Source organism: Desulfovibrio porci (assembly GCF_009696265.1).
Lineage (GTDB): Bacteria > Desulfobacterota > Desulfovibrionia > Desulfovibrionales > Desulfovibrionaceae > Desulfovibrio > Desulfovibrio porci.
This window is the reverse complement of the sequence record NZ_VUMH01000005.1, coordinates 232,259-243,681: the sequence shown is the minus strand read 5'-3', so window position 1 is coordinate 243,681 and position 11,423 is coordinate 232,259. Positions and strand designations below refer to the sequence as shown.

Genomic DNA, 11,423 nt, shown 5'->3' with positions numbered 1-11,423 from the left:
TCGACCGCGTGCAGTCAATTTGGCATTCTTATGGCTGTTCACCCTGTCCTCGGCTCGGTTTACTGTTGTCTGTCAACTCCAGCTTTACCGGCTTGAGGCAGGGTGAACAACCTATTGGAACATTACATCTAGAACGCGTCGTCACGAATATTTTTTCGGGTATCTCTGCGTCAGCGCTGCTGTCTTGATCCGTAAGACAGCTTCGCCTTCAAACGGCTCAGGCGAATTTCCCCCGCTTTTTCAGTCGGGCGCCGTAAGAGTACACCCCTTTAAAGCGGGCCTGTTTTCCTAGATATAACACGAAAATCTCTCTCGTGACGACACGTCCCCGCGATAGGTCCGCATTTCCCGCATGACACAAAAATTTCTTTCCGCACAGCAGTGAACCCCGCGTCCGTGTCCGGCGCGGGGTTCACTGCTTTCAGACCGCGTCACAAATTTGAACGCGCGGCGCAAGGCAAGTTTTGTTTAGATAAATAATATTATATTTCAATGTCTTATAAAATGGCATGGCAATTGCTATCTGAGTGCAGCATCCGGCCTTTCGCCGACAAGACAGAGACAAGACCAGGGGAAACGTCATGCCCGCTTTCTTTACGAATTTTGTGGACATCATCAAGGGATTCTGGGGCAGAATGAGCATGATCCAGCGCGTGGCCGTGGCCGGCGGCGCGGTGGCGCTGCTGTCCGCCGTCATCGGCCTCTCGGTCTGGCTGAGCCGGCCGGAATACCGCGTGCTCTATTCCAATTTGGGCGCGGAAGACGCCAGCCACGTGATCAAGGCGCTGCAAACCGACAAGATTCCCTATCAGCTGGCCGACAACGGGGCCACCATCATGGTGCCCAGGGAAGTGGTCTACGACCAGCGCATCAAGATCGCCGGCGAAGGCGGCCTGGTGGGGCAGGGCATCGGCTTTGAAATTTTCGACAAGGTCAAGGTGGGCCAGACCGACTTTGTGCAGAAAATCAACTACACCCGCGCGCTTCAGGGCGAACTTTCGCGCACCATCAGCGAATTCCCCAGCGTGGAGAGCGCCCGCGTACACCTGGTCATCCCCCAGCGCAGCCTTTTTGTGGAGGAGCGCCAGTCCCCCTCGGCCTCCGTGGTGCTCAAACTGACCAATCCCAACAGCAAACCCGACCAGAAAGAAATCAACGCCATCCTCAACATGATGCTCATGGCCGTGGAAGGTCTGGACAAAAGCCACGTCTCCATTACGGACAACGGCGGCAAGGTGCTCTACCAGCCGGAAGAGGACAGTCTGGCCGGAGCCAGCAGCACCCAGATGGAGCATCGCCTTCAGGTGCAGCGCAATCTGGAGCGGCGCATCGAGGAAATGCTGCAGCCCCTGTTCGGGCCGGGCCGGGTCATCGCCAAGGTCAACGCGGACATGGACTTCAGCCAGAAGACCATCCGCCGGGAATTTTTCGATCCTGAAAAAACCGCCGTGCGCAGTGAACAGCGCAGCGAGGAAAGCCAGCAGGGCCGCGCCAACCTTGAGGCGGGCGCGCCGGACGCCAACTTTCGCGGCGACGGCGTCACCGGTTCGGTGTCGGACCAGAACGGCACCCGTGAAACCCGCACCACCAACTACGAAATCAACAAGGAAGAGCAGCAGATCGTCGCCAATGTGGGGGATTTGCGCCGCCTGACCGTTGCGGTTATCATTGATGGGACGTATGAAAAGGTTGACGGGGCGTGGGCCTTCGTGCCCCGCAAGACGGAAGAGCTGGAGCGCGTGCGGCAGCTGGTTTCCAATGCCGTGGGTCTGGACAAGGGGCGCGGCGACCTGCTGGAGGTGAGTTCCGCTCCCTTCACCGATTCGGAACCGCCCAAGGATCCCAATTTCGCCGACCTGCTGGCCGATTACGCCGAACGCCTGGGCAAACCGCTGCTCAATGCGTTGCTGGCCTTCCTCTTCCTGATGCTGATCGTGCGGCCTGTGGTGCTCGCCCTGATCCGGCCCAAGGTTGAAGCCGGGGAAATGGTGGAAGGCCTGGAAGGCCTGCCCGCCGCCGAGGAGCAGCTCGCCCTGTATGAGGCCCTGGAGGAAGCGGCCAAGGCCGACGAGGAAGAGCCCGAGCAGGAAGAAGACGACGATGAACTGGTGTTCAAGGATATTGAAGCCCTGAAAGCGCATATCTTCACCCTGTCCGACAATCATATGGAACAGGTGGTGACCCTGGTGCGCGGCTGGATGAAAAACGATGAAACAGCGAAGGTCTGATCTTACGGCGCTGCCGTCCGGGGGCGGGGACAGTTCCCGCCTTCCTTCCCTGACTGAGCTCAAGGCCCTGCGGCACGCCCAGAAGGAAACCAACCAGCGGGTGGAAGAGCTGAAACTGCGCCTCTACCACTTTACGGAACAGCATATGGACCAGGCCGTCCATTTGATCCGGCGCTGGCTGACGGACAAGGAATAAAAGAAACCGCGCGGCCGCCGCAGCGCGGGCGCGTTCGAGCAAGGAGTAGAGGGGATGGAGTTGACCGGCCATCAGCGTATTGCCGTGCTGCTGCTCGCCATGGGCGACAAGTTTACGGCCGATGTCTTCAAGCGCATGGAGCGGCAGGAAATAGCCGACGTTTCCAGAGCCATCGTGGAACTGGAGCCCGTGCCCAGGGAAACCGTGGAGGAAGTGCTGCGCGAGTTCCATGAATCCCTGGTGGACGGCGTGGACATGATCGCGGGCGGCAGCGACGCCGTGAAGCGCCTGCTGGTCAAGAACCTGGACCCGGAAACCGCCAAGTACGTCATGGACTCCCTGAGCCTGGACACCGGCCCCGCGCCCTTCCGGGAACTGGAATCGGTCAGCCCCCGCCTGCTTTCGCAGATCCTGCGCAACGAGCATCCCCAGACCCTGGCGCTGATCATGGGCCATCTCAATCCGGATCAGGCCGCCAATTTGTTGACAAGCCTGCCCGCCGGGGTGCGCGCCGAGGTGCTCACCCGCTTGGCCAAACTGGAATCCGTGCCCGAAGACATGCTCATGGAAGTGGACAAGGTGCTCACCAGCCAGCTTATCGCCATGGGCGGCAAGGAAGGCAAGAAGGTGGGCGGCGTGCAGTCCGTGGCCGAGATTCTCAACGCCGTGGATCGCGCCACGGAAGAGGAAGTGCTCTCCGAGATTGAGGAAGACTCCGCCCAGATGGCCGAGGACATCCGCAACCTCATGTTCGTTTTCGAGGACTGCAAGAATATCGACGATCGCGGCGTGCGCGAGCTGCTCAAGGAAATTTCCAACGAGGATCTCACCCTGGCCCTGCGCGGCGCCAGCGACGACCTCAAGGAAAAGTTCTTCAAGAACATGTCCGAACGCGCGGGCAACATGATCCGCGAGGAACTGGAATTCATGGGCCCCACCAAACTCTCCGACGTGGAAACCGCCCAGCAGAACATCGTCAAGATCGTGCGCCGTCTGGAAGCCGAAAACAAGGTGGTGGTCAGCCGGGGAGCGGGCGAAGTTTTTGTTTAGGCGGGCCGGCGGTTTCAGCGCCCATCCGCTCTTGTCCGCATGGGCGGGTTCAATCTGTAACTTCGGGAAGCAGCCATGGCGTCAGAAGAATTGCGCAAAAAATGGGGCACCATCTTCATGGGGGAGCGCGAGGCCACCGTGGAGCAACTGGACGCCATGCAGGAGCCCATGCGCCGTGAGCAGCTCAGGCGGGAGCAGCAGGAGGACTATCTGGAGCGGGTGCGCGCCAAGGCGGCGGAGCGGGCGCGCGAGATTCTCGGCGCGGCCTACGCCGAACGGCAGAAAGTGCTGGAAGAGGCCAGGGCCGAAGCCGAGGCCGAGCGCCAGAAGCTGATCCGCCAAGGCGAAGCCCTCAAGGCCGCCGGAACGGCCGCCCATGAGCAGGCCGCCGCCGAACTGGCCAGGGCCGAGGCCGCGCGCCAAGAGGCCGAACGCATCCGCGAGGCGGCCCACGGCGAAGGCTTTCAGGCCGGAATGGAGCAGGCCGGAGCCGAACTCAAGGAATTCCGCGCGGAACTGGGGCAGTCCCTGGCCGTGGTGCTGCGCGCCGTTGACGCCCAGCGGAACGCCATCTGCGATTCCTGGCGCGGGGAACTGGTGGAACTGGTGCGGACGGCTGTTGCCGCGGGCACGGGCTGGCTGCTGGACAAGGAACACGACGCTGTTTTGCGTTCCCTGGTGCTGGAGGCCTTGAACCTGCTGGAAGACCGGGCCACTGTGACGGTGCGCGTCAATCCGGAAGACGAGGCGACGGTCGGCGACATGTTCATGGCCGCGCGCGAGCGCGTGCCCGAGCTCAAGCAGTGGATCGTCAACGGCGACGCGGCCGTGGAGCGCGGCGGCCTGGTGGCGGAAAGCGGCAGCGGCAGCGTGGACTGCCGCCGTGAGCATTTCCGGGAACTGGTGGACGGCATTCTGGTCCATCTGGCCCTGCCCGTCCGTGAGGGCGAGGAGGCCTCCGCCTCCGCCGTGCATGAACTGGTGGAGCGCGAGGTGGAAAAGATCGCGGCCCAGGCTCCCGAGCCGGAGTATCCGGTGGAAGCCGCTCCCGACCTTGCGCCGGAAGCCGGACCGGGGATCGCGTCTGAAGCCCTTGAAGCCGAACCGCTGCCCGCTGACGGGGCCGTTCCCGCGTCCGGCGAAGAGCCGGACATGCCGTTGGAAGCGGAATCCGCGGCGGACCCGAGCGCGGAGGAAGCGACCCGGCAGGCCGCGTCGCCCCCGGTTGAAAGCGCCGCCCCGGAGGAAACTCCGCCCCCGGATTCCGCCGGGAGTGCGCCGCAACTTTCCGATCCCGCGGTCGCGGCTCCCGCGCCAGCCGAACCGCCCGCGCCTTCCGCCGCCCCCGCCGCGCGGGACGTTCAGGCCGAAGCCGGGCCGCCCGCGCCCCTCGCGGAGGAAAGCGCCCCGGAAGAAAGCATTGCGGAGGAAGACATGCCGCAAGCCTGGCTGCCGCCCCTGGGAGAGGAAGCTCCCGAAGCCGCTCCCGCCCCCACTGTGGCCCGTGAGCCCGAATCTGGAGCCGATGGCTATGCGGGCACGGCTGCGGCCGCCGTGCTCGACGCGCCGCGCAAGGAAAATCCCAGCCTCGCGGAACTGGAGGAAGAGCTTTTTCCCCTGGAGAGTGAGGAAGAGCGCGAAGTGCTTGCTGGCGGCGGCTTTCTGCCCGGCGCGGGCGACAAGTAGGCTGGGGGGAGTGCAAACGGCATGAAACTGGACCCGCGCGCCTGCTCGCAACTTCTGAGGACCAGCAATCCCATCCGCCTGTTCGGCAAGGTCAACAAGGTGGTGGGCCTGGTGGCCGAAGGCGGCGGCCTGCGCGCTCCTCTGGGCGCTGTCTGCCATATGCTGCCCGACGGCGAGAGCGAGGGCATCGCCGCCGAGGTCGTGGGCTTCCGCGACGGCAATCTGCTTTTCATGCCCTATGGGGACATGCGCGGCATCCGTCCGGGCAGTCTCATCCGCAACACCAGCCTGCCGCCGGTCTTTCCTGTGGGGCCCGACCTGCTGGGCAGGGCTTTTGACGCCTTCGGCACGCCTCTGGACGCGGGACCGCCCGTGAACGCGGAAATCTACACCTCGCCCCTGCCCGCCGGGGAGAGGGGCCGGGCCGACTTTCAGCGCCAGATGGAAATCCAGGCGCCCTTCACCCCGGAATGGGCGGTCAAGGCCGGAAGCCAGTGGCATCCCGAGCTGGCTCCCATCTACGCCGATCCGCCCAGCCCCCTGCAACGTCCGCGCATTACGGACATTCTGGACGTGGGCGTGCGCTCCATCAACAGTCTGCTGACTCTGGGCAAGGGCCAGCGTGTGGGCATCATGGCCGGTTCCGGCGTGGGCAAGTCCACGCTCATGGGCATGATGGCCCGGTATACCAGGGCGGACGTCAACGTCATCGCCCTGATCGGCGAGCGCGGCCGCGAAGTGGTGGAATTCATGGAGCGCGACCTGGGGCCCGAGGGCATGGCCCGCTCCGTGCTGGTCATCGCCACCTCGGACCAGTCCCCCCTGGTGCGCATGCGCGCGGCCTACGCGGCCACGGCTGTGGCCGAATACTTCCGCGACAAGAGCATGGACGTTCTGTTGATGATGGACTCCGTGACCCGTTTCGCCATGGCCGCGCGCGAAGTGGGTCTGGCCGTGGGCGAGCCGCCCACCACCAAGGGCTATACGCCCTCGGTCTTCGCCCAGTTGCCCAAGCTCCTGGAACGCGCCGGGCGCTCGGCCAAAGGCACCATCACCGGCATTTACACCGTTCTGGTGGACGGCGACGACTTCAACGAGCCCATTGCCGACTCCGTGCGCTCCATTCTGGACGGGCATATCGTGCTCACCCGCGACTTGGCGGACCAGGGGCATTTCCCGGCCATCGACGTGCTGCGCTCCATCAGCCGTCTGCGCTCGGATATCTGCCGGAGGGAGGATGTGCTGGCCGGACGGGTGATCACCCGGCGCATGAGCACTTTCCGCCGGGTGGAGGACATGGTCAATATCGGGGCCTACGCCAAGGGCAGCAATGCGGAAATCGATGAGGCCATCGCCGCCATGCCGGGCATCAACGCTTTTCTTTGCCAGGATGTGGGAGATCCGCAGTTTCTAGAGCAATGCATGCAACAGATGCGGGACCTGGCCCAGGCCGGACAACCCGCTGTCGCCGCCCCGCAGGTGGCCCCTCTGCCGACGGCCTGAGCCGTTTCCGGCGGGCATCTACGGCGTTTCGGCGCGGGCGTCGCGCACGCCGTCCGTTTTTCCTCGCCGTAGGCCAGGACAGACGCATCTAATTTCAGTTTTGCCAGTCTGTTATGTGTCGTGATTATCCGTCAAAACCAGCTTTTTCGGCGCTGGCGGCGTCATCTGGCGCTTTTTGTTTGCTACTGAGCTATCTAGCTAGTAAATAAAGATTTTTTAGATGCGTCTACCCTGCGCCGTAGGCTGTGGCCGCTTGAAGGGGTACGGGGGTTGTGCTAGAGTGAACAAGCTCTGCGCGCCGCGTCGCAATCCCGGCGCGGCCTGCGCATCCACCCGCCCGGTGCGGCGGAACCGCTATTGGAGTCGCCATGTCCCTTTCCCGACTGTTGGGTTTCCTCACGCGCTCCACAAAGAAGAATTCCGGCTCGGCTTCGGCCGACCCCGGCGAGGCCGAGCGTTTTTTCGCCCTGCGCCACCATTCCTTCAAGCTTTTTCTCACCGCCTGGAACAAATTTCAGGAAACCATGACCGAAGTGGAGTACACGCTCTGCTGCGATCATCCCTTCGGCCTGTACCGCGTCCGCGCGCTCTGCACCAGCGTGGCCACCCAGGTGTTTCAGTGCATCCAGCAACTGGAACGGCTGGACCCGGCTCCCGGCCCGGCGCTCTATGCCCGCTTCGCGGAACTGCAAAAAATTGTGGCCGCCGAAGTCTATGAGCCGGAATCCTGCCTGCTCGGGCCGCTGGTGCTGCCCTTGGGCCGTGGAAATCTGGACGACGCGGACGCGGAAGCCCTGGTGGACCCGGCCACGGCCCGCCTGGAAGGCCTGCGCGGGCGCTTTCCCGAAGCCGTGCCCCCCGGTTTTGTGATCACGGCGGCGGGCTGCCAGCATTTTTTCCAGAGCGGCGAGCTGCAAAGCGAGATCAACCGGCGGGTTCAGGCGGCTGGCGGCTTCGGCCCGGAGCATCTGGCAAAACTCTCCGAAAGTCTGGGCGGCTTGGTGGAAAACACGCCCCTGCCCGAGGATCTGGCCGAGGCCGTGCTGGCCGAAGTGCGGGACCTGCGCGCCCGATGTCGCCGGCCCATGCGCCTTTTGCTGCGGGGCCGCCTCTGGCCGCGCGCCTCTTCCGGCGAAGACGGGACGGAGAGCGCGAACGCGGCGGAAAACGTCATGGACCCCGGCCTGCTGCTCTGGGGGCCGTCCGTGCCGCTGGACGCGCCGGACGATGAAATTCTGGAGGCCCTGCACGTCACCCTGGCCCGCAAACAGCGGGCGCAGGCCCTGATCTACCGGCGGGCGCGCGGCCTCACCGAAGCGGACGCAGGCGTCTGCGTGACCTGTCTGGCCGTGGAGGAGGGCGCGTGGGGCGGCCTGACCCACACGGGCAATCCCCTGCAGCCGCACGGGGCCAACGTGCATGTCTATGCCTGCGGCGGCCTGCCGCAGGAAATGGAATATTCCGCTTTGCCCGTGGACATGTTGCGCCTGGCCCGCGCCGCGCCGCACGAGGTGCGCGGCCGCGAGCCGCATGACCCGGAGCATCCGGTTCTGGATGACGCCACGGCCCTGCGGGTGACGGAGCTGGCCCTGGCGCTGGAGGAAGCCGAAGGCCATCCGCTTTCCCTGACCTGGGTGTGCGCGCCCGGCGGCCGGGTGCGGCTTTTGCTGGTGCGGCCCATGATGCTGGCGGCGGATGCGGACGCCTTGCCCGCGCCGGATGAGGCCGCGCCGCCGCCCCTGCTGGCGGGGGGCGTCACGGTCAATCCCGGCAGAGCCTGCGGCCCGGCGATGCCGGTGCGGACCTGGGAAGATGCGCGCCGTTTTCCGCAGGGCGGCATTCTGGTATTGCCGGACGACAGCTACCTCTGGGCTTCGCTTATTGACCGGGCCGCGGGCGTCATCGCCGAGCGCGGCCTGCTGGGGTCCCGTCTGGGGTCCCTGACCCGCGAATTCGGCAAACCGGCCCTGTTCGGACTGAAAAACGCCCTGGAAAATCTGTCCAAAGGGCAAAAAATCACCCTTTGCGCGGATCTGGGCCGCGTGTACCGGGGCCGACGGGACGAACTGCTGGCCGGGGCCGCAAAGCCGCGCGACTTCATGCCGGGCAGCCCGGTGTTCCGCATTCTTCAGCACGCGGCCGCGCATATCCTGCCCCTGACCATCGACGTGGACAGCGTGGATTTCAGGGCCGCCAACTGCGCCACCTATCACGACATCGCCCGTTACTGCCATGAAAAGGCGGTCAGCGCCATGTTCGCGCTGGGCGCGGAAAAGAAGCATGCGCCCCAGCGGGTCAAGCAGTTGCGGGACGCGGTGCTCAAACAGTTCTGGGTGGTCAACCTCAGCGACGGTTTCACCACCACCCCGGCGGGGCCGGTCATCGACGTGGGGCAGATCGCCTCGCGGCCCATGCTGGCCCTCTGGCGGGGCATGAACGCCCATCCCTGGCAGGGGCCGCCGCCTGTGGACGGCAAGGGCTTTTTGTCCGTGCTGTTCGAGGCCACGGCCAATCCGCATCTGGACCCGGCGGCCCAGACGGCCTATTTTTCCGAAAAGAACTATTTTATGATTTCACGCGACTATTGCAGCCTGCATTCGCGCTTCGGCTTTCATTTCGTCTCCGTGGAGGCGCGCCTGGGCGCGCGCAGCAAAGAAAATTATCTACTCTTCCAGTTGCGCGGCGGCGCGGCCAATATTGAGCGGCGCATCCTGCGGGTGCGTTTTGTGGCCGATCTGCTCTGGGAGTTCGGCTTCGCGCCCGTGCTGCGCAACGACGCGGTCAGCGCCCGCCTGGAAGGCATGGACACGGACGAAGGCGAACACCTGCTGGCCGTGGCCGGGTACATGACCATCCATACCCGCCAACTGGACATGATCATGCAGGATTCGACCCAGGTGGCGGCCCGGCGCGAGGAAATGCTCGCCCATTGCCGGGCGCTGTTCACGGGCCGCGACCTGCCCGCAACCGACGCTCAGGAGGCGCCCCCATGCCGTTGACGTCGCCCGCCCCGCACCGGGGCTACAAAGTCATCCACCGCCGTCTGCTGCTGACCCTGCTGCTGCTGGCGCTCACGCCGCTGGCGGCTCTGGGCCTGTTCTGCCTGGACCGCATCAACACCATCTATAACGAAAAGATCAGCGCGGGCCTGGAAGCCGTGACCAGCAGCAAGCACCGCGCCTTGGACACCTTTATTGTGGAGCGGGTGGCCCAGATCAAAACTCTGGCCTTTACCCATCCCTATGCGGAACTGAGCGATCCCGCCCGGCTGAGCGAAGTTTTCAGCGTCATGCAGAACAACAGCCGCTCCTTCGTGGATCTCGGCATCATCGGCATGGACGGCCGGCATGTGGCCTATGTGGGGCCGTATGACCTGCACGACGCCGATTACGCCGACACCCCCTGGTTTCATGAAGTGCTGCGCAAGGGAGTTTATGTCAGCGACGTGTTCATGGGCTACCGGCACGTGCCGCACTTCATCATCGCGGTGCTGCGGCACGAGGGCGGGCGCAGCTACATCATGCGCGCCACCATTGACATGGAAGCCATCGACGCTCTCCTGCGCCGGGTTTATTCCGGCCAGCACAGCGACGCCTTTCTGGTCAACGAACAGGGCGTGCTCCAGACCGACTCGCTCTATCACGGCAAGATCATGGGCAAATTCAAGATGCCCCCGCTCAGTTCCGCCCGCAACGGCATGCTGACCATGCCCCTGGACGTGCCCGCCGACAAGGAGAGCGGCCAGAACCTGCTGGCGGCCATGATGCGGCTGGACTCCATGCCCTGGGTGCTGGTGGTGGTGGACGACGTGGGCGAGAGCCTGCAGCCCCTGCGCCAGCTCCAGGTGCTGATTCTGCTCTTCGTGCTGCTGGGCGGCGCGCTGGTCAGCGTGGGCGCGGTGCTCTGTACCCGGCGTCTGGTGGCCTCCCTGGCCGCCTCGGACCAGAGGCAGGCCCATATCGACGCCCGCATGCTGCAGTCCAGCAAGATGGCGGCCCTGGGCAAGATGGCCGCCGGCGTGGCCCATGAGGTCAACAATCCGCTGATGCTGATCCAGGAAAACGCGGGCTGGATCCGCGACCTGCTGGAGGACGAAAAGCCGGATAACATGCGGAATTACCGGGAAATTCTGGACAGCACGGACAAGATTGAGCAGCACGTCAGGCGCGCCAAGGGCATCACCCAGCGCATGCTGGGCTTCGGCCGCCGCATGAATCCCAGCCGGACGGAAATCCTGCTCAATTCCTTGGCGGATCAGGCCGTGGAAATGCTCAAGACCGAGGCCGCCAACCGCAATATCGTCATCACCAAGGAGTTTGATCCGCACCTGCCCGTGATTCTGTCGGACCCGGCCCAACTGGAGCAGGTTTTCATCAACATCATCGACAATGCCATCGACGCCATCGGCAGGGACGGCAGCCTGCGCATCCGCACCGAAGTCTGCGAGCAGGGCGCGCGGATTTTCTTTGCGGACAGCGGCCCGGGCATGGACGAGGAAACCCTGAAGCGCATTTTCGATCCCTTCTTCACCACCAAGAAGGTGGGCGAGGGCACGGGGCTGGGCCTGGCCATCTGCTTTACCATTCTGGAAAAGCTGGGCGGCCGGATTGAGGTGCAAAGCCAAGTGGGCCGGGGCACCACGTTTTGCATCACCCTGCCGCTTGAGCCCATGCAAGGCCCGCAGGAAGAGGAGATCGAGGAATGACCCCGTGCCTCCCGCGGGCGGCATGGCCGGAAGCCGCATCAACCTTTTGAGCCAG

At 64.4% G+C, this 11,423-nt stretch carries 7 protein-coding genes; all 7 read left to right on the top strand.

Annotated elements, in window-relative coordinates; all coding sequences use genetic code 11:
• Positions 1–581: 581 nt before the first annotated feature.
• The 7 genes from fliF to FYJ44_RS07120 all read left to right on the top strand — a co-directional run bounded on the left by fliF (position 582) and on the right by FYJ44_RS07120 (position 11,368).
• The gene (gene fliF / locus FYJ44_RS07150) at positions 582–2,228 is read left to right on the top strand and encodes a flagellar basal-body MS-ring/collar protein FliF (RefSeq protein ID WP_154510646.1); all 1,647 of its coding nucleotides are present in this window, start codon (positions 582–584) and stop codon (positions 2,226–2,228) included.
• Positions 2,209–2,424 carry a flagellar M-ring protein FliF gene (locus FYJ44_RS07145; protein WP_154510644.1) on the top strand — a complete coding sequence of 72 codons (216 nt, stop codon included), beginning with the start codon at positions 2,209–2,211 and terminating at the stop codon, positions 2,422–2,424. Before fliF ends, FYJ44_RS07145 begins: the two co-directional genes overlap by 20 nt.
• Before the next feature lie 54 nt (positions 2,425–2,478).
• The gene (gene fliG / locus FYJ44_RS07140; RefSeq protein WP_154510642.1) at positions 2,479–3,474 is read left to right on the top strand and encodes a flagellar motor switch protein FliG; all 996 of its coding nucleotides are present in this window, start codon (positions 2,479–2,481) and stop codon (positions 3,472–3,474) included.
• A gap of 75 nt (positions 3,475–3,549) precedes the next feature.
• Positions 3,550–5,160, top strand: a complete 1,611-nt coding sequence (locus FYJ44_RS07135) for a FliH/SctL family protein (protein ID WP_154510640.1) — start codon at positions 3,550–3,552, stop codon at positions 5,158–5,160.
• Between the two features lie 21 nt (positions 5,161–5,181).
• Complete coding sequence (locus FYJ44_RS07130; RefSeq protein WP_154510638.1) at positions 5,182–6,663, top strand: FliI/YscN family ATPase; 1,482 nt, start codon at positions 5,182–5,184, stop codon at positions 6,661–6,663.
• Positions 6,664–7,031: 368 nt separating this feature from the next.
• On the top strand, positions 7,032–9,662 hold the full coding sequence (locus tag FYJ44_RS07125) for a PEP/pyruvate-binding domain-containing protein (protein WP_154510636.1): 2,631 nt from the start codon (positions 7,032–7,034) through the stop codon (positions 9,660–9,662).
• The gene (locus FYJ44_RS07120; RefSeq protein WP_154510635.1) at positions 9,653–11,368 is read left to right on the top strand and encodes a sensor histidine kinase; all 1,716 of its coding nucleotides are present in this window, start codon (positions 9,653–9,655) and stop codon (positions 11,366–11,368) included. Before FYJ44_RS07125 ends, FYJ44_RS07120 begins: the two co-directional genes overlap by 10 nt.
• Positions 11,369–11,423 lie beyond the last annotated feature (55 nt).

Excerpts from the sequence above, each read along its gene's own strand:
- fliF (WP_154510646.1), top strand. The coding sequence starts at position 582 with ATGCCCGCTTTCTTTACGAATTTTGTGGACATCATCAAGGGATTCTGG.
- FYJ44_RS07145 (WP_154510644.1), top strand. The coding sequence starts at position 2,209 with ATGAAACAGCGAAGGTCTGATCTTACGGCGCTGCCGTCCGGGGGCGGG.
- fliG (WP_154510642.1), top strand. The coding sequence starts at position 2,479 with ATGGAGTTGACCGGCCATCAGCGTATTGCCGTGCTGCTGCTCGCCATG.
- FYJ44_RS07135 (WP_154510640.1), top strand. The coding sequence starts at position 3,550 with ATGGCGTCAGAAGAATTGCGCAAAAAATGGGGCACCATCTTCATGGGG.
- FYJ44_RS07130 (WP_154510638.1), top strand. The coding sequence starts at position 5,182 with ATGAAACTGGACCCGCGCGCCTGCTCGCAACTTCTGAGGACCAGCAAT.
- FYJ44_RS07125 (WP_154510636.1), top strand. The coding sequence starts at position 7,032 with ATGTCCCTTTCCCGACTGTTGGGTTTCCTCACGCGCTCCACAAAGAAG.
- FYJ44_RS07120 (WP_154510635.1), top strand. The coding sequence starts at position 9,653 with ATGCCGTTGACGTCGCCCGCCCCGCACCGGGGCTACAAAGTCATCCAC.